Here is a 19939-nt window from a genome sequence, read left to right on the forward strand (position 1 = left end):
AAGAGAGAGATCTTAACGTTTTAATGAGAGAAATGCCTATAAAAAGTCATATTCTGATTTTTATTTAACTAAAATAACCTTATTAAAAATGTGAGATCTCACCCTGATTCCCGGTGCGGGTTATGCCGTCGGGAAAACTATCAAAGCGGTAGAGAAAGCCTTACAGAAAGGTGATATTGGGGAAGCTTCCAAACTGCTCAATAAGGCCAGTGATGAAATAAAAGTTAAGTGGGTTGATGAAAATGCAAGCATGAGTCAACGAGCAAAAGGTTATAATGATTCTGCATCAGGTGCTCGTTCAAATATTGAAACTAAAAAGGGACAGGCTCCCAGTATTGATAGAATAGACACTGATGGAAAAAACAAGCCTGTTAGGTTTGATGGTGTAGATGATAATGTCATGATAGACAGGAAAATATCTGTTGTGACAACCCGAAAAGCAAAAGATCAGGCATTACGACAATCAGATGCGTTAAAGCGCAATGGTATGACAGGACGTTGGGAAGTACCTGATCAAACTCAGGCGAATAGAGCACAAAAAATGTTCGATGAACTTGGAATCAAAAACATAGAGGTGAAAGTTGTTAAAGAATAGCAATATTAGGCTTGTAAAGGTCATTATTGATCTTGCCATATTTTTGGAGTTTACAAGTGAAGAACTGCTTAATCCGGATTCAGCAATAGAAACAATGGAACAAATGGCAGCGGAACTTCAATTACTTAATGATGATGAGAAACAAGAGGTAATTAAACTCTTCCAAGATTTATCAGATAATTATACTGGTGAAGCATATGACTATGTAAAAGGATTACCAGAATTTCTTGGCTTAATTTAATAGAAAGAACCCTGACATGTTGAATTGCACCCCAAAAGTTAGACACTAATTGATTAAGGTGCAATTCATCCAATTAAAGAGGGCAAGGAAGTTCCCTATGGCACTAAAGGCAGTGTTCGTCCAGACTGGTGTCAGGGCAATGTTTGTAGTGTTGAAGTGAAGAACTATAATATTGCAACGAACAAAAATGGCTTGATTAATAATGTTGCCAAACAGGCGATTGAACGGCAGAAGAATTTCCCTGCGGGAATGAGACAAGAAGTTGTTATTGATATTCGAGGGCAACATGTTACACAAAGGCAAAAGGATGCGATCATTCAGGGAATAGTTCAAAAATCGAATGGGGTAATCAGTCCGACAGATATAGGGTTTAAAACGAAATGAAAAACATAGGGTTTCATGGTGGCCATACTGTTTATGAACATGGTCCTGCTTCAGATGTGGTTGTTTTTTTTCAGTGTATAACGACTTATGCCGAATATGTTCAATCTGAATATGATTTTAGTTTATTAACGGATCGTCTTTATCGTCGTTATCTGAAACAAGATGAGCTAAAACCAGCAGAGGAGCTTATGTCTATTGTTGAATATTTATTTAGTAAAATTCAGAGTAATACAGTAGATTGGCAAAAGATGGGAGGAGATACCGAGTTAACCAATCTGGATTTTAAGCAGCCAACATTAAATCTTGTATTTATGGATTATTTCCGTCGTTTTATTGATGCTAAGGAGTCTGCAAAATCATTTTTAGACACATTTAAAATATATCAACCAGTAAAAATAGTAATCTCCGATTTACCATGGTTTATTGATGATAAAAATCGTCCCCTTGAGCAATACGATGCTTTAGGCCCAGACGATCCGCCATTCTGGTTACGTTAAAAAAAACTCCTAGTTTTATGGTGCGCCACCCAAAAGTTGGACAGCTTACGATAAGCGGCTAATAATGCCTGAGTTCGGAATTCTACCGGACTCAGGCCATTTAACCTTGGGTGCTTTGGCCGCAGAATTGGCCGCCATCACCTTGGATAAAACCTTTAGCGATCCGATGGCAATTCAGGCCGGGGGTAAAATCATTGGCGGCGCTGCGGGAACCATTGCAACCAACAGCGCAGAAGGTGCCAACAGTGGTGCTAATGCCGGTGAAATGGTGATTGTCTACAATTCGCTGGCTCATCTTCTGTCTGCCGCAGAAAAAGAAAAGTCAGGCACACTCAAAACCTACGAGGAGAAAAAGCAAGCCTTTTGTCAGCAGTCACCGGCGGCGTGTCAACAAGCTGGAGGAGTCATCAGTTTTGGTACTGACTTCGTGCCAATCATTGGTGATATTAAAGGTTTTGCCGAGGCCGAAAGCGCATTAGATTATCTGGCCGCCGCTGTAGCGATTATTCCGGGTGCGGGTGATGCCGCCGGGAAAACTATCAAGGCGGTAGAGAAAGCCTTACAGAAAGGTGACGTTGGAGAAGCATTAATAAGGCTAGTGATGAGATTCAGGCAGTGAAGCTGCTTGATGTTGGTTCTTATAAGGAATTAAAATCCCGTGAGGTCGTTGGAAATGGGCTAGAACATGATCATATCCCATCATTTGCAGCGCTCAAGAAAGCAAAAGAAAATGAATTGGGGCGTCCTCTAAAAAAAGATGAAGAAAAAAACCTTTATCAAAATGCGACAGCTGTAGAAGTTCCCAAAGATATTCATTCTGCTGGGCCAACTTATAGGGGAAAAAATACTCCGTTGCAAGTTCAACAAGATGCAATGAATCTCTGTGGTGCAGTATGTCGCGATACTGATGCTCTAAGAACTAATATGATTGAACGTGGTTATGATCCTAAGTTGGTTGATAATGCAGTTAAGAAAATTATAGAGCTCAATAGTCAGATAGGTGTAATTAAATGATTGTTGATTGGATTAAATTTACCAATGCCCTTGGTACTACGGAATCATCCAAGGAATTTCATGAACTTAAGCTAGCGATTGGAGAGCAGGCTGAAATATCAAAAACTCCTTTGGAATATAATGATCCCATTGGGCAGACAACGTATTATAGTTTTGCACATTCAGGAATAGAGATAGGCTTCCGACAAGGATTATTGAACCATATTCATTTTTACTTTGATAACAGTGAAGGTTACGCAAATTTTAAAGGAAATCTACTGCTTAATATCCGAGATGGATGGAATGAAGAAAATGTCATCCAAATATTGGGTGAGCCATTAATGAGAGGAGGAGGGAAAATAGATATGCTTCTTGGCTACATTAATAGCTGGATAAAATACGAATATCAGAAATACGTATTACATCTACAATTTAATCAAGATGGTTTATTGTATGGCGCTAGTTTAATGTTGTGATAATCTATATCCCAGCCATTGAGCTGGGATTTTTTCTCTGTTAGTTTGTGATTGTGTATAATTCGCTAGTTCATCTTCTGTCTGCCGCAGTAGCGATTTAACCTGCCATGACTATTTAAAATCACGAAAATAGTAGTTAAATTTTTTATATAAAAGATAGATTTAATTATAAGTGCGATTTATTAAAATGATGTTAATTACCTTTAAATTAAAGTTGATTAACCATTAATTAAAGAATTAAAAACAAATAAGTGAGAAAAAGAATATTGTTCTGACAAGATAATATTTAAGTATTTTATCGCTGTTATTTTACGAAGAAAATAATAAAAACAATGCAGTGAAAAAAATAGATAAAAAGGTTAATTTGGCAGAATTTAAGCGCTGAAAAAGGTGTTGATTATCCGAAAAAATAAAAGGCGAGTATAATCAATATTGATTAAACGCAAAATAAAATATCCGATGATGATTAAAGCTAATAAAAAACAGGCGTTAAAAGGGGGGCAACGGTAGGGTTGCCCCGACTTTCAGAGGATGTCAACAATAAAGCGCTTTTATAGGCAGGAAAAGCCAGTTTCCTGTGAGCACTTTTTGTAGAAAATCAGTCAGGTTTTTCTGATGGCTTTCAACCTCTTCTTGACTAAACATTGATGAGTCAGCATCAAGATCAACAATTAATTCTCCAGCATCTACTTTCCCGCGGTAGATAATGTTAAAGCTAAAGCAGTCATAGAGTCCGCTGGTGAGTATATGACGTTTAACCTGGCAATCGACAAAATTGGGTGAGTCAAAAGGTAGTACATTGATGAGTGGAGAAAATAAATAACGGGTATCTTGAGGTAGATTGTGATCTAAAAAAATTTGTTCTATACGATATCTGGCATGAGTCCGTTGAGTATGAAGTGCGTTGATTGTCTTTTTCAAAAAGCTTTCTAATGTTTCATCCGGGTTGGTGTTTATCAATAAGGGAAGAATATTCGTCATTAATGCCGGTGTATTGGTTCTGAAACGGGTTCGGCGATTCATATAGGGTAGCCATATCGGCATTGAATATTCATTATTTTGTGTCTGTGTAGGGAAATAGTGAAGCAGGTAGATGCTTGAAAGTGCCACTAACAGATCTGGCCAGGCGATCCTTGTATCAGCCGATAAACGTGTTAAGCCTGTAACAATATCCCTAGAGAGCGCACAGCCGGCGTAATGGTGTTTGGTACTATAGTCGGCACGGGCGATATCCATGGTTGTAAGGCTCGCAGGTGAAAGATAATTTTGCCAGTACAAACGATCTTTTTCATATTGATCGCTGTTACAGTACTCTTGTTCTTCCGTGAGGTAACAGCTGAGTGAATGAAAGCAAGCATCAGAACTGGTTTTCTTACCAAGATAATATGAATAAAAATGCGCACAACGATGTTCAAGCAGTGCCATACCAAATCCATCAAGAAGAATATGGTGAGCGCGGTTGTACCAGAGATAATGAGACTCGCTTAATTTGAATAGCCACTGAGCGGATAGCGGTTGAGTTAATAAATTCAGCGGAGATTCCACATCGGTCCGCATAAGTTGTAATGCTGTTTGAAAGGGGGCGGGTTGCGTCTGTAAGTCGATGAGTTTTAGCTGTGGGATGGCGGCTTGATTCGGTTGTTGTAAAGGAAACGGCTCTTCTTTACGGAGCTGAAAACGGACAGAGAGCACATCTGTTTCACTAATCATCATTGTTATTGCTTTGCAAAGTGCTTGCTGATCGACATTACCCTGAATATCCAGATAGTGCGCGACAGTCGAAACAACTCTTTCGGAATGCAGGCTGAACTCGTGCCAATAATATTGTTGTGCCTGTGTCAATGGAATCCAGCTAGAAGTTTGAGCGATATTTGACATTGGATAAACCTTATGAATTCATCATAGAAAATAGAATATACCTGTTATCTTTCAAGTTGTTTCTTTGTTGGCTGCACTCACCCGGTCACAGAATTATCTATGACATAGTTCTCTATGCTCCCGGGGATTCGCTCCCTTGCCGTCGCGATCCATCTTGAAATCTATTGGGTATAAAAAAATGGAAAAACTCTCTTCTATGCTTGTGATAGGTGTTTACATAATGTTGAGCCACGATATTCCCATCTGAACAAGTCAACGCATAATTGCCTATTTATTCCCATGACATTCACTCTCCTGTTTGAGCACCATTTTTCATTTATTGTTTCTGGCTGAGATCTGAGTTGGTTTTATTACTGAGAAAATGAAACATTTGTTGTGCGATACAACAATAATGTGACGTATTTCGTGATCATCGTTATTGTGTATGATAATCATTATTAATCTCGTTGTCGGATATTAGACAAAATGATACATTACGTCCACTTTGGATTATCTGAATGGGTATGCGAAGTTTCTGTCTCGCTGAACCACAATCACTATCTGAGAACGCCAGAATGAAATCGATGTTAACCCTTGTATATGGCTTGGTAATTACTCTGGTCAGTTTATTTGGGGGGACTGTTTATGCTGCAAATGCAAAAAATGTAGCTCAGACGGAAAGCCTTTCTTGGCCAAGAGATTTTAAAAATGCTGATGGCTCTATCACCACTATCCCCGCAAAACCCCAGCGTATTTTATCGACCACTGTTTCGATAACAGGAATACTGTTATCAATTGATGCTCCCGTAGTCGCAAGTGCAACGGCCACGAATGGGAAATTTTTCGCTCAATGGGACAGCGTTGCTCAAGAACGGGGACTTGAAAAGCTTTGGCAAGCCGGCAATATTGATCTGGAAATGGCTTATGTTGTTGCGCCCGATCTGATTGTGGTTTCTATGAGTGGCGCTGATTCTGCATATGCTCAGGTAGAACAACTTAAACAAATCGCGCCTACGATTATCTTAGGTTATGGTAAACAGACATGGCAAGGTTTGGCGACTGAATTAGGCGAGGCGACAGGGCTTGAAGATAAAGTTACAGCCAGAATTACTGGTTTTGATAATTATCTTGCTGAATGTCGGGCAAAAATTGCAATCCCCGAAGGTAAGGTTAATATTATCAGCTATGAGGGGCCAGGAACGGTTAACCCCATATCAACGAGTATAAGTCCACATGCTTTGCTGCTTTCACAGCTTGGATTTACTATCGAGCCGGCAGATCCTGCCTGGCATAACGGTGGAAATAAAACCGGCGATTTTGTTTGGGCACAATATGAAAATATTACGCAGCTAACCGCACCCACGACGTTTCTTTTAAGCGCAGGAAATAGCAGAGCTACCGAGTTCTTAAAAGATCCGGTACTCGCTAATTTGGCATCGGTCAAAACAGGGCAAGTCTATGGCCTTGGTGTGAATTCGTTTCGAATTGACTATTACAGTGCAAAAGAAATTGCTGACAGCATTGTTAAACGGTTTGGCATTAATAAGTAGAAAGCGAAATAGCTTCATTGTTTGGGCTGGACATGAGAAAACCGATTTTTTCAGCTGCTAATTCTGGTGAGCAATCCCATAACCGGCAATTTAGATTTCAACGAAAAGGGTTGCTGATTTGTGGGTTATTGCTTGTAGCATTTTCAGTTTTTAGTCTTTTTGTTGGAACCCGTCCTGTCACGATAAAAGTCACCTGGGAGGCATTCACCGCTTTTAATCCTGCCAATAGTGAACATTTATTGGTTCGTTACCTGAGAGTGCCTCGTACTCTGCTGGCGATTATCGTTGGTTGTTCGTTGGGGGTCGCTGGCGCCATTATGCAGGCGCTTACCCGTAATCCACTGGCTGATCCGGGTATCCTGGGTGTTAATGCCGGGGCCGGGGTTTCCATTGTCTCGGCAATTGCTTTTTTGGGTGTTTACGACGTTGTTGGTTATATGTGGTTTGGTCTGGCTGGGGCGGCCATTGCGGGTTGTGCTGTGTATTTACTTGGGGGAATCCAGCATGGGTTGAACCCGGTAAGAATGGTATTGGCGGGCGCTGCCTTGTCCGTTGTACTATTTGCTGTCACCCAGATTATCACCATAAACAGTGAAGATGAGGTATTTAATCAATTCCGGCACTGGGTGGTGGGTTCACTTCAAGGGCGAGGTTATGAAGTCCTTTTTCCTATCTCTATTCTGGTGGCTTCAGGAGTGATGATTGCCTTAATGTTGACAAAGTCTCTTGATACAGTAGCACTTGGTCATGATCTGGGAAAATCACTGGGTGTTAATCAAACCAAAGTCTGGATTCTGTCTGCACTGGCTATCATTATGTTATCTGGTGGCGCAACCGCAGCGGCGGGGCCTATCAGTTTCATCGGCCTGACAGCGCCTCATTTCGCCCGTTTAATTGCAGGGCCTGATTATCGTTGGGTACTTCCTTATTCTATGCTTATCTCTGGGGTTATGGTGGTCGCTGCTGATAGCCTGGGGCGAGTCGTAGGATATCCTGGAGAAATTAGTGTTGGCATTATGGTGGCGCTAATCGGAGGGCCGTTCTTTGTTTTCCTTGTCAGAAAATGGAAAATTGTCCAATTATGAGCAGACGGAATTATTGCGAGACTGAGGTTAAGATTTCCGGTAAGGTCTGGCGACAAGGAAAGATGTCTCTTGTTTTCGTTCCCAGAAACCTCATGGTGACTTGTGCCATGCTGCTGCTGATTATGGTATTAGCGGTTTTTTCTATGACTATCGGCAAATTCAATATCACCATCGAACAAATTATCAGTACTTTTTGGGGGGCTGGCTCCGGTACTGTCAGCGAAAAGATCATCATGGATATTCGTTTACCTCGAGTGTTAACCGCAATTTTTGTTGGTGCGGCACTGGGGGTATCTGGTGCGGTCTTTCAGTCCATTTCCAGGAATGCGCTGGGTTCCCCAGATGTGATTGGTTTTACAACAGGAGCGGCGACGGGGGCAATTATACAGATAGTTTTATTTGATAATAATGCGGCGCAGGTAGCGATTGCTGCTATTGTTGGTGGCGTTCTGACCGCAGCGGTAGTGTATCTGTTGTCTTTAAAATCTGGTTCAATAGGTGGGTATCGTCTTATTCTAACGGGTATTGGTGTGGGTTCAGTGTTAACTGCCCTAAATGGCTTATTACTGGTAAAAGGAAATCTGGATAATACCGTGATGGCAAATTTGTGGCTTGCTGGATCACTTAATGCTCGTACATGGGGACATGTTTTTCCTGTTTTAACGGGGGTTGTATTACTGGTACCTCTGGTTCTTTTTACGGCAAGGAAATTGAATATTATCGAGATGGGGGATGATATTGCCAGTCAGCTCGGTATCAAGGTGGAACGCGTTCGTCTTATCATGATTTTCTGTGCTGTAGTGTTAGCCGCTCTTGCCACTGGTGCAGCAGGACCAATTGCTTTTGTTGCTTTGGCCGCACCTCAGCTTGTGGTTCGCCTGACTCGTTCGAGAAATATGCCTGTCATCAGTGCCGCGCTAATGGGCGCTTGCCTTTTGCTGGCAGCTGATCTGTTTACACAGCTTTTGCCTTTAAAAGCGGCAGTACCTATTGGACTTATGACAGGACTCGTTGGCGGAGTTTATCTGATTTGGTTGCTGACCCGTTCCCGGCAAATTTAGCAAAAACCGCTGTATACCCAATAGATTTCAAGATGGATCGCGACGGCAAGGGAGCGAATCCCCGGGAGCATAGATAACTATGTCATAGAGAACTCTGTGACCGGGGTGAGTGAGTGCAGCCAACAAAGAGGCAACTTGAAAGATAACAGGTATAAATTTATTTGGGACTCTTTATCTTTCTCGATTGATGGAAGAATTTCGTTATTTATATTCCTAACTTAGGCTGTGAATCATTTCTTTATTTCCCTAGTTTGCTTGTTTTTTGTGCTTGAAATAATTCTATAAAATATAGGGATATACTTTCAGTTAATTTCTTTCTGGCTAAATACATTCCTAAAACCACATATTTTACCGAGTTATCTTTCGCTTTTTTTATTTCTTTGAAATAAAAAATTGTTTTATATATTAAATTTATTTTTCTGTTGTATTGATCACATTTAGTGATAATGATTTTTATTTACATACAATAATACACCTTGTTATGATAATTATTACTATTTAAGAAATGTTATAATAAATTAACACCGAAAGTTAATAATAATATAGAAAAACTATTCCAAACGAAATTAACATGGGTTAAATCGCACCATGTTTTTTACAGACTGGGGTCTGCCAGTCAGCAATGTCACGATTTAATTCATTAATCGGTTAAAACTATTTCGTGTAAGCTGGCTAAAGGAGAAAAATGAATGAATAAGTTGCACTCAATTCTGCAACATGATGCATCAGAAACAGAACATACTAAAAAATCGCGTTTTGTAGGTACTTTTAGTGTTTTATTTTTCGGTGCCATTGCGCTGATTGGCACTGACGCTATTGCGGCAGAGAAAAAGAACACACAAAACGACCAAAAAGGAAATACCAAGGCATTATCATCAGAAGAAGATGTGTTAGTGGTAACCGGAGAGAAAGTTAACCGCACTATTTATGATAGTGGTTCAAGTGTCGAGGTTTATAATCTTCGCAAAATGAAAGCTATTCCTAATCCTGATGTTAACACGCTGCTGCAAATGACGCCGAACGTTGTTGATAATGGTATTAGTAACGCTCTTCCCGCCGTTCGCGGCGTTGATGGTTCAGGCCCTTCACAAGGTGGGATGGCTTTCCTGAGTGGAACGCGTCCTAGAATCAACGTCTCTATTGATGGGCGCTCATTTACCTATAATGAATTAGCTTTTGGTACGCAATCTTTGTGGGATGTAGAAAGTGTCGAGGTATTTCGTGATCCACAGAGTTATATTCAGGGAAGGAACGCAATTGCAGGCGCGGTGATCATTAAGTCACTTGATCCTACCTTTTATTGGGAGAGCGCAATCAAAAGTGGTTTCGCAAATCAGGGCTATCAGCAAGTTGCCGCGATGGCTTCGGGTCCTTTGATTGAAGATCAACTGGCTTTCCGTCTTAGTGTCGATCGTCAAGATCGCGATAGCTTTGCAAACTTGGTTTCTTATGATCCCGTTGGCGATCCGCACAAAATTGAATCAACCACGGTCCGCGCGAAGTTGCTGTTTGAACCACTGGCTATTCCTGAGTTATCCACGAAATTAACGGTTAACCATCTTGATAGTCGTGCTCCTCAGAACGAAGCATACAATCCAAGGCATACTCTTAATTTAAGGCATGAGCTATTCAGGCCAGTTGTAGAACGAAAAACGACCAGTGGGATCTGGGATGTTTCATGGGCTTTGTCAGATACCATTAGCTTGGAAAATAAATTGATTTATACCGATCTTGCTTATCACAGATTAACTTCGTCTAAAATTCCAAAAGCGGATACTGATGGCAAAGAGGTAGAATTTGAACCGCTTATCCGTTTTCAAGGTCTTGATAATAGGCTGAGTGGTTTGGCTGGTGTGCGTTATTTCTATGGTAAACAGGATGAGTCTATCGAGCTTTTCGGGGGCAGCCAATTTAATGATAAAACAGAAACAGCCTCTGCCTATACTGTCCTGACCTACACGGTTGTTCCCGAGGTTGATGTAACTTTATCAAGCCGCTTTGAACGTGAACATAGAACGCGTAAAGGAGGGGGACGCGAACGTGTAGAAATTGATTTTGATAAAACCTATAACGCTTTTCTGCCTAAAATTGATATCGCTTGGAAACCGCAGAAAGATCAAACCGTCGGGATAGCTGTTGGTAGAGGTTATAACGCAGGTGGTGCCGGGATTATCCTTGATAATACTTATACCGGTAATCCTAATTATACCTATAATCCTGAATATGTCTGGAACTACAGCCTCTATACGCGTAACAGCCTGATGGATGGTAAGCTGGAACTCACCTCTAATCTTTTCTATAACGATTATAAGGACATGCAGTTGCCTTACTATCTGGGGCCAAATGCAACCATGATACGTAATGCTGGTCAGGTTGAAACGTATGGTGCAGAAGTTGGTGCCCGCTGGCAGCCGGTCGAAAAACTTGAGCTAAACGGTAGTCTCGGCTTGCTGAAAACGAAGATTAAAAGCTTTTCAGAGAGCGGTATTCAGGGTAATAAATTACCTCGCGCTCCAGGATATACCGCAAACCTCTTGGCTAGATATTTATTGACAGAGGATATTGATGTTAGCGGTAATGTTATGTTCTCAGATACTTATTACTCTCAATATGACAATTCTGCCAGCGGGAAAATCTCAGCATATTGGATAGCTAACCTTCAGCTTGGTTATAACTTCAAGTGGGGGCGTGCTACATTATTTGCTCAGAATCTGTTCGACTCCGATAAACGTTTATTAGTTCCAGATAATAACGTTAATTCAGCAATTTATCAGCGTCCGAGAATGATCGGTGCGACATTTGAATTGAAGTTCTAAGGCGATTAATCAACAAATTGGAACAGTAACTCAAAATAAGTAACCGGACAGGGGGATGAGTAGGATCACTCTGTCCGAAAAATGGCAAAAGATTATATGTAGCCCAGCGTTGACTGGAGAAGCGGGAATGGCGGGAATATGGCAAGAGAGTTTAAGCGGTTACTGACAGATGATGAAGCATTGCTGCTGGATGAAGTATTTCATGCCCATGCTGTTGGTCACTCATCTTCGGAAGTCCAGGAAACTGAAAAGGATTTAACTGAATTTGAAGAGATGATGTGGCTTCATCATCAACAAGAGCCTGATGCTTCTGGTCAATTTGCTTGTGCCTGGTCGCTAACAGGGAATATCAACATAGGTCGGCTTATCAGAGCATTAGAGTTTCTTACTCAAGATATAGCTGGAATTAATGTTAGGTATCGTTTTGATGATGAAGGCGATTTGCGTAAATATTGCGATACAACCGCGAATTCTCCTGTTGAAATTTATCAGGTTCAGTCTGATGAAGAAGCGATAAATAGGCTACTCAAGGAACAATGTAAACCTATCGGGCTTGATGAGCATCCACCGGTCAAATTTATGTTGTTTATGAATGGAAAGCATGGGGTTATTTTGGGTGTGATTGTGCATCATATTCTGAGAAATACCGTGTCATTGTCGCAGATGCTTACTATGCTTTCGGATACCTATAATAATGGCTTGAAGACCATCGGATTTGGACAGGAAGATTTATTTAAAAAGGGTATCCCGGCTAAATGGTTATCATGTGAGTCTGGAAAAATAGGCATTCCCTGGCTCTATAAATCCGATACCACCAAGAGCGTGTTGATCAAAGAAACGGGTAAAATCAGTTATCTTGATGATTCTCTTCATAATCGTCTTGTGACCAGATATCGTACTACAATCAATGTTGATGCATTTGCTCCATTTTTACCTACGGAGAAAACAGCATATTCAGCACTGGCAACAGTAGTGGCATTATTCGGTTGCTATATTGCAGTGATAGGCTCTCATTTGGATGTGAATGTCAGTGTATCGTGTGACCCAGAATATACACATGATGAACTCAATAGCCAATTTTTCTATTCAGCATTAACGTCGTTGCGTGTGTGCCAGGATGATAGAAGCCTTGGCAAAATAATTGCCGATATTGCAAGGCAGATAGAAAGTGGCAAGCCACAAGCTAGCAATGAAGTAGAGTATGGGCAGGATAACCCACATATTCTGGTGACTTGGATTAATGAATCCCAGTCATCACTTAGGTTGAATGATGTAATTGTTGAGTTATTATCCATTCCACCGTTGAGCGCCCATTTTGATATCTCGTTGGCTGCCGGAAATGTAAATGAGGAACAATGGTTTTTTGAGTTAATAACGGCTCCGTCAGTGTCTGCACATATCGGCGCATTTCTGTTAGAAGGTTTTTGTACATTTATTCATGAGCAAAATGTTGCTATTGCACCAAAACTTACGTCTATTTTTTCGTTTCCAACGAAGAAAAAACATGGAGATATCAGTGATATATCACTGACTGTTGCTAAACAGCAAAAAGAACATGAAGCAACGGATAGAAGCGATAGCCATCGTAAAATAGCTAATATTATCTTAAATGAATTCAGACAAGCGCTCTCTTCGCCAGAAATGACAGTCAGTGATGACTTTTTTGATCATGGCGGGCACTCACTTATTGGCACCCGCGTGATAGGTAGATTATTGAGCCTACATAACATAGAGATTCATATTAACCATCTCTTTAGTTATCCGACAGCGTTGAAACTTGCCGAATATGCGCAATGTCATGATCCTATTGATGAAAACAAAAATCAGTTGAGTAAAGAACAATCTGAAGAAGATATTTCGGTTGTTGCACCTTTGTCTCTTGCGCAAAAATCTCTATGGAAAGCGTATGCGGCATTTGATTTCAACGATATCTTCAATTTACCTTTTATTTTAAAATTTTCTGCAAATATCAATGAGCAGGTACTCCAGCAAGCCTTTTTTGATGTACTGCAAAGACATTCTGTATTGCGTAGCCTATTTTATGAGAAAGAGGGTGAAGTTTATCAACGTGTCGTCCCAATGCAGGATTTATCGAACTATCAGTGGTTTTGGGGTTCTCGCGAATATGGTGCACTTTCCTCAGAAGAAATATTAAAAAAAGAGGGAAAGTATCAGTTTGATATATCCGAAGAACTTCCTTTGCGCATTAAATTTGTAACCGATAACGTTTCAGGACAGCAGTTTTTGTCCATGCTGTTTCATCATGTGTCACTTGATGAGTGGTCTGTTACTTTGCTTATGGAAGATCTTAAACATGCTTATAAATACAGGCTGATAAATGAGATACCAGCGTGGCAAGAGCAACCCTTACCATTCTATCAATATGCAATTAGGCAAAATGATGAGGGAATGAATCAGTCTCATCTTGATTATTGGGTTAATAATTTACGGGGGGCGCCAAGCGGAGAACCCATTTTTAAAAATGCGGTCAGCGAGTTATCTGGGCAGGCGAATTCTTGTGAAGGTGTTGAGTTTGAGATTGAAAAAGCGGTGGCTCAAGGTTTGCAGTCACTTGCCAGAAAAAATGGCGCTTCATTCTTTAATATTCTTTATGCCAGTATTGTTGCCTCGCTTAATTTATTGGGGGCAACCGATGATCTTCTTGTGGGAACATCGGCTTCGGGACGTGATGATGCGAGCTTCTTTGATACTATCGGTTATTTTACTACGCTTGTGATACACAGGGTTCGTTTTACTGAACAAATGACATTTACTGATCTTATCACTCAGGTGAAGAGCAATATCAATGATTCGCTACCTTATACCGATATCCCCATTGATCTGATTGAAGAAGCGTTATCAGGCCACGCAGATCAAGGAAAAGATCATTTGTTCGAGGTATATATTCAGTTACATGCGAAAAATAGTTTGAGCGGTGAGTTCCATATGTTGGATGGAAGCCATATTGCATTTCAACAGGTTGTTTTGGAAAAGCAGGAATCTCTGCTGGGGCTTCACTTTGAGATTATGGAAGAGATGATTGCAGGTGAAGAAACGGTACGTATTTTGTTTAATTATCGTTCAGATCGTTATAGTGCGGCTCAAATCGCTAAAATATCAGAGACTATCAATGGCATTTTGATACTGTTTGCAAAAACACAGGATAGCGATATACCGCTTAGGGCGATCCTGCCAAGATTATTCCACGCGCATATACCCAATAGATTTCAAGATGGATCGCGACGGCAAGGGAGCGAATCCCCGGGAGCATAGATAACTATGTCATAGAGAACGATATGACCGGGGTGAGTGAGAGCAGCCAACAAAGAGGCAACTTGAAAGATGACGGGTATATACCCAATGGATTTCAAGATGCATTGCGGCGGCAAGGGAGCGAATCCCCGGGAGCATAGCAAACTATGTGACCGGGGTGAGTGAGTGCAGCCAACAAAGAGGCAACTTGAAAGATGACGGGTATAGATATCCTTTGAATACGGGTTTCTATTTAGCACTGAATAATCCTCTTGCAGTCTGCATTTATATGAATATTGATGCGGACTGATTAATCCCGTTTTTGTGAGAGAGTTGATGACAACACTAATGCCAAAACATGATAACCAAAGTATTTTGTTACCTTGTCGTTTGAGTGTGGAAGAATTGCGCCTGGGTTACGGTGAACATGTCGTCTGTGATGAACTGAATCTGCGTATTCCTGATAGCCGTTTTACCGTGATTATCGGCCCTAATGGCTGTGGTAAATCTACGCTGTTGAGAAGTTTATGTCGTCTTCTGCGCCCAGAATATGGCAGGATTTGCCTTGATGGTCATGATATTCACACTATACCGACGCGCGCTTTGGCTCGTCAGTTAGGATTATTACCGCAAAGTGTGCAGGCTCCTCAAGGGATCAAAGTTGTTGATTTAGTGGCGCGCGGGCGTTTTCCCCATCAGCGGTTATTGCGTCAATGGAGCCATGAGGATTATGAAGCGGTACGCCAGGCAATGGATGTAACCGGTGTAACACAGCTTGCTGAATGTGTTGTTGACGAACTTTCAGGTGGTCAGCGCCAACGGGTTTGGGTTGCCATGGTGTTGGCTCAACAAACGCCATTGTTATTACTGGATGAACCGACAACCTATCTTGATATTGCTCATCAAATTGAGTTGCTTGATTTGTTTTGTAATCTTAATCAAGGATCGGGATATACACTCGTCGCAGTGCTTCATGATTTGAATCAGGCTTGCCGGTATGCAGATCATCTGATTGTGATGGCCGGGGGGAGGATTGTGGTGGAAGGCGTGCCCGGTGAGATTATTACGACAAAATTAATCTCTGAGGTTTTTGGACTCGATTGTGTCATTATTGATGATCCCGTCAGCCATACTCCTTTAATTATCCCGCAAGGACGGCGTTTAACAAAGGGATAACCATGATTTTTAGATGTATTTATTAATTTCTGATAGATTCAATCAACAACTATTAAGACCTGGCAGAATAATAAGATGGTACGAAATAAAGTCTCTAAATGGAATAAGGGAGAAATGTTTTAGAAATATAAGTTTTAATAAAGTTAAATTATAGATAAATTTAATTATTGACGATCTAAGTCATAATTTTATTTGTAGCAAGTGATGCAAAATTATATCGAGGAAGAATTCCATTTTCGTGACTACACGATTAACCGATAGAGGTAAGACTTGTGTCAGATCTATATAGAGATGATTTGCTGACTGGTTTTAATGATCTTAATAATAAGGATTTTCTGTTTCTTTCATCCAGTAAAAGTTTGTTGGCTCGTGGGCAATATGCAGTTGTATCAAAGCCACTTGATGATGCAGTGAATCCTGACAGCCTGATTCAGCAAGAAATACGTCAATTATTTCAGCAGGCGAAGAGTGATGGGATTGAAAATCCTGTTCTGGTGGGGGCAATTCCATTCGATAAACAGCAAAATGCGGCACTTTTTGTCCCTAAACAATGCAATTGGTTCCAAAGACAGCAGTTTCCTTCGCTTGTTTCCAATTCCACCTATACAGAAAAGAAACGTTATCAGTGGCCTGATAAAGCCCATTTTAGCCAGATGGTGAACACTGCCGTTGATGCAATGCGCAATCATGCATTAGACAAAGTTGTCCTTGCGCGGTTACTTGATATCGAAACCCATCAGCCATTAGATTCAATTCAATTATTGCGACATCTTAATCAGCAAAATGGTTGGTGTTACAACTTCCATGTTCCTTTGGAAAATGGGGCATTGATTGGTGCGAGTCCAGAATTATTAGTACGTAAACAGGGCAACACTATCTTTTCTCAGCCGTTGGCAGGTTCAGCAAAGCGTAGTGAAAATCAGGAAGAGGATTACAAATTACGTCAGGCGCTTATTCAGTCCGTCAAAGATAATTATGAGCATCGGTTGGTGACCGATATGATAAGAAACGTACTCGAAAGCCGTTGTCAAAAGCTACATATTTCTAATATGCCGTCCACCATTAGCACGCCTGTACTTTGGCATCTTGCCACTGATATTGAGGGAGAGCTAAAGGCACCACAGGAAAACGCACTTTCTGCTGCTTGTCTGCTTCATCCTACGCCGGCTCTCTGTGGCACGCCGTATCAGACCGCGAAAAATTTAATTGAGAAATTAGAGCCGTTTAAACGAAACCTCTTTGGCGGCATTGTGGGGTGGTGTGATGCGAAAGGGGATGGTGAATGGGTGGTGACTATCCGCTGTGGTGAAGTGAATGCTTCGCGGGTAAGGCTGTTTGCGGGAGCTGGTATTGTGCCTGATTCGAATCCAGAGTCAGAGTGGCAGGAAACAGAGGTTAAATTTTCAACTATGTTACGTGCATTCGAGTTTTCACAGGAGGCATGTACGGCATGATAGTTGAATTTAATCGTTGGCCGAAAGCGTTGGAGCAACGCTATCGTCAGCTTGGTTATTGGATAGATCTCCCTCTTAGTGACATTCTTACCCGTCAGTCAGATAACGGGCAAATTGCGCTTATCTGTGGAGATCATCAGTTCAGTTATGCTGAACTTAATCTGCTAGTAGATAGTTTTGCTGCCGCATTACAACAACAAGGCGTTAAACGAGGACAAACCGCCTTAGTTCAATTAGGCAATGAGGCTGAGTTTTATATTGTTTTCTTTGCCTTATTGCGACTTGGAGTAGTTCCGGTTAATGCGATATTCAGCCATCAGCGTAATGAACTTTGTGCTTATGCTGATCAGATTACCCCCGCATTGTTAATTGCCGATCGCAACCATTCCTTGTTTTGCGACGACGATTTTATTGATGAACTTAGAGTCCGCATGCCGTCTTTATGTCACGTTGTCTTGAGTGGTGATAATGACGATATTCTGGATTTTGAGACTCTGCTGGCACAAGGCGCTGGTGATTTTATCGCTAATCCAACACCCGCTGATGAAGTTGCGTTTTTCCAATTGTCAGGGGGAAGTACGGGAACACCTAAACTTATTCCCCGAACGCATAATGATTATTACTACAGTATTCGCGCCAGTGTGGAAATTTGTCAGTTTAATGCTGAAACTCGTTATTTATGTGCACTTCCTGCTGCGCATAACTTTCCTATGAGTTCACCGGGGGCATTAGGGGCGTTTTACAGCGGGGGACAGGTCATTTTGGCGCATAACCTCAGTGCTGATTGTTGTTTTCCACTCATCCAACAACATCAGGTGAATGTTGCTGCACTGATACCGCCAGCAGTCAGTGTATGGCTTGAAGCGATAGCACTTGGTGGTCACCGTGACGCGCTAAAAAGCTTGCGATTGCTACAGGTCGGTGGGGCAAGGTTAAGCGAGAGCCTGGCCAGACGCATTCCAAAAGAAATGGGATGCCAGTTACAACAAGTTTTTGGTATGGCTGAAGGATTAGTGAACTATACCCGGCTGGATGACGACGAACAGCATATTTTTATGACGCAAGGCTGTCCCATGAGTCAGGATGATAAAGTTTGGATTGCTGATAACGATGGCAATCCTGTTCCTCCTGGCATTGCTGGCCGGTTGATGACTCAGGGGCCTTATACCTTCCGTGGATATTACCGTAGCCCACAACATAATCAGCAGTGCTTTGATAGTAATGGATTCTATTGTTCTGGCGATCTCGTCATCATGACACCTGATGGTTATTTACAAGTAGTGGGACGTGAAAAAGATCAAATCAATCGCGGTGGGGAAAAAATTGCAGCAGAGGAAGTTGAAAATCTACTACTTCGGCACCCTGATGTCATTTATGCCGCGCTTGTCGCTGTTCCTGATGAGTTAATGGGTGAGAAAAGCTGCGCTTTTGTTGTATTACGAAAACCGATAAAAGCCGTAGTCTTGCGGCGTTATCTACGTGAGCAGGGAATAGCAGATTATAAATTACCCGACCGGTTTGAATCTGTTCCTTCATTGCCGACAACACCTATTGGAAAAATAGACAAGCAACAATTACGTCAACTTGCTAAGCAATTTGTTCAGCCATCATTCGTTGGAGAAAGAAATGAGTATTCCTAAACTGAGTAGTTATGATTTGCCTGTAGCAGAAGGGCTTCCGACAAACAAGGTCAATTGGTCATTGGATAAAAATCGGGCTGCATTGTTAATTCATGATATGCAAAATTACTTTCTTAACTTCTGGGAAGAAAATAGCCCGTTAATTAATCAAGTTGTGGCTAATATTGCCAGACTGATAGAAACCTGTCGGGAAAATGGAATACCGGTATTTTATTCCGCTCAGCCTAACCAGCAAAGTGATGAGGATAGGGCGCTATTAAATGATATGTGGGGACCCGGGCTGAACTGCCACCCCGAACGGCAAAAAATTATAGATGCACTCGCTCCCCAGGCTGGTGATACTGTTATGGATAAATGGCGATATAGTGCATTTCAGCGCACTGATTTTGAGCAACAGCTCAAAATAGTTGGGCGTGATCAACTCATTATTTGTGGTGTTTATGCCCATATTGGTTGTCTAATGACAGCAACTGATGCGTTTATGCGTGATATACAACCCTTTATAGTGGCAGATGCTGTAGCTGATTTCAGTTATGAAGAACATATGATGGCGCTTAAATATACCGCTGGGCGCTGTGGACGTGTAGAGACTACCGAACAGCTTCTTGTTGCCTTAAATGCAAAACAAGTGCAATGGAATAAGACTCGCCTGAAAGGGCTATTACTGCCTTTATTAGATGAGGATAGTGGTGATATTAGTGATGATGAAAACTTGCTCGATTATGGGCTTGATTCTGTACGCATTATGTCTCTCATTTCCCATTGGCGCCAGCAAGGATATGAAGTGGATTTTATTTCATTAATGAAAAATCCAACAATAAATGGTTGGATGACGTTATTTACTGAGAGTCAGGGAGCTTGA

17 protein-coding genes are annotated in these 19939 nt (G+C 41.4%); 16 read left to right on the forward strand and 1 reads right to left on the reverse strand.

Going from position 1 to position 19939, the window contains the following annotated elements; translation table 11 throughout:
- The first annotated feature begins 250 nt into the window (after positions 1–250).
- The 7 genes from AM629_RS07635 (at position 251) to AM629_RS07665 (ending at position 3186) form a co-directional block, all read left to right on the forward strand.
- Positions 251–595 (forward strand): hypothetical protein, encoded by a 345-nt coding sequence (locus tag AM629_RS07635; protein WP_054477685.1) that lies wholly within the window; start codon positions 251–253, stop codon positions 593–595.
- The gene (locus AM629_RS07640) at positions 582–836 is read left to right on the forward strand and encodes a hypothetical protein (RefSeq protein WP_054477687.1); all 255 of its coding nucleotides are present in this window, start codon (positions 582–584) and stop codon (positions 834–836) included. The genes AM629_RS07635 and AM629_RS07640 overlap by 14 nt, the downstream gene beginning before the upstream one ends.
- A gap of 156 nt (positions 837–992) precedes the next feature.
- Entirely contained in the window at positions 993–1220 is a 228-nt protein-coding gene (locus AM629_RS07645; RefSeq protein WP_235525420.1) for a hypothetical protein, read from the forward strand.
- Positions 1217–1717: a hypothetical protein gene (locus AM629_RS07650; protein WP_054477689.1), complete on the forward strand. Its 501-nt coding sequence runs from the start codon at positions 1217–1219 to the stop codon at positions 1715–1717. Before AM629_RS07645 ends, AM629_RS07650 begins: the two co-directional genes overlap by 4 nt.
- A gap of 64 nt (positions 1718–1781) precedes the next feature.
- A complete protein-coding gene (locus tag AM629_RS25080) occupies positions 1782–2336 on the forward strand; it encodes a hypothetical protein (protein ID WP_054477691.1) in 555 nt (184 codons plus the stop codon).
- Positions 2333–2731 carry a hypothetical protein gene (locus AM629_RS25085; protein ID WP_054477693.1) on the forward strand — a complete coding sequence of 133 codons (399 nt, stop codon included), beginning with the start codon at positions 2333–2335 and terminating at the stop codon, positions 2729–2731. The genes AM629_RS25080 and AM629_RS25085 overlap by 4 nt, the downstream gene beginning before the upstream one ends.
- On the forward strand, positions 2728–3186 hold the full coding sequence (locus AM629_RS07665) for a DUF6392 family protein (protein WP_054477695.1): 459 nt from the start codon (positions 2728–2730) through the stop codon (positions 3184–3186). Before AM629_RS25085 ends, AM629_RS07665 begins: the two co-directional genes overlap by 4 nt.
- A 534-nt stretch (positions 3187–3720) precedes the next feature.
- Here the strand turns inward: AM629_RS07665 and AM629_RS07670 are convergent.
- Positions 3721–5064 carry a condensation domain-containing protein gene (locus AM629_RS07670; RefSeq protein WP_054477697.1) on the reverse strand — a complete coding sequence of 448 codons (1344 nt, stop codon included), beginning with the start codon at positions 5062–5064 and terminating at the stop codon, positions 3721–3723.
- Between the two features lie 497 nt (positions 5065–5561).
- Between AM629_RS07670 and fepB the strand changes: the two genes are divergently transcribed.
- The 9 genes from fepB to AM629_RS07715 all read left to right on the forward strand — a co-directional run bounded on the left by fepB (position 5562) and on the right by AM629_RS07715 (position 19939).
- Entirely contained in the window at positions 5562–6593 is a 1032-nt protein-coding gene (gene fepB, locus AM629_RS07675) for a Fe2+-enterobactin ABC transporter substrate-binding protein (protein ID WP_235525421.1), read from the forward strand.
- 32 nt (positions 6594–6625) lie between these two features.
- A complete protein-coding gene (locus tag AM629_RS07680; RefSeq protein WP_083451895.1) occupies positions 6626–7678 on the forward strand; it encodes a FecCD family ABC transporter permease in 1053 nt (350 codons plus the stop codon).
- Positions 7675–8739: a FecCD family ABC transporter permease gene (locus AM629_RS07685; protein WP_054477699.1), complete on the forward strand. Its 1065-nt coding sequence runs from the start codon at positions 7675–7677 to the stop codon at positions 8737–8739. The genes AM629_RS07680 and AM629_RS07685 overlap by 4 nt, the downstream gene beginning before the upstream one ends.
- Before the next feature lie 689 nt (positions 8740–9428).
- Positions 9429–11555, forward strand: coding sequence for a TonB-dependent receptor (locus tag AM629_RS07690; protein ID WP_054477702.1), 2127 nt, complete (start codon positions 9429–9431; stop codon positions 11553–11555).
- A 138-nt stretch (positions 11556–11693) separates the two neighbouring features.
- Complete coding sequence (locus AM629_RS07695; RefSeq protein WP_054477703.1) at positions 11694–14828, forward strand: condensation domain-containing protein; 3135 nt, start codon at positions 11694–11696, stop codon at positions 14826–14828.
- A gap of 315 nt (positions 14829–15143) precedes the next feature.
- Entirely contained in the window at positions 15144–15983 is an 840-nt protein-coding gene (locus tag AM629_RS07700; RefSeq protein WP_420806660.1) for an ABC transporter ATP-binding protein, read from the forward strand.
- Between the two features lie 272 nt (positions 15984–16255).
- Positions 16256–17437 carry an isochorismate synthase gene (locus AM629_RS07705; protein WP_054477705.1) on the forward strand — a complete coding sequence of 394 codons (1182 nt, stop codon included), beginning with the start codon at positions 16256–16258 and terminating at the stop codon, positions 17435–17437.
- Positions 17437–19077 carry a (2,3-dihydroxybenzoyl)adenylate synthase gene (locus AM629_RS07710; RefSeq protein ID WP_276525718.1) on the forward strand — a complete coding sequence of 547 codons (1641 nt, stop codon included), beginning with the start codon at positions 17437–17439 and terminating at the stop codon, positions 19075–19077. The genes AM629_RS07705 and AM629_RS07710 overlap by 1 nt, the downstream gene beginning before the upstream one ends.
- Positions 19064–19939 carry an isochorismatase gene (locus AM629_RS07715; protein WP_054477709.1) on the forward strand — a complete coding sequence of 292 codons (876 nt, stop codon included), beginning with the start codon at positions 19064–19066 and terminating at the stop codon, positions 19937–19939. Before AM629_RS07710 ends, AM629_RS07715 begins: the two co-directional genes overlap by 14 nt.

Source organism: Photorhabdus heterorhabditis (genome assembly GCF_001280945.1).
In the GTDB taxonomy this organism is placed as follows: domain Bacteria; phylum Pseudomonadota; class Gammaproteobacteria; order Enterobacterales; family Enterobacteriaceae; genus Photorhabdus; species Photorhabdus heterorhabditis.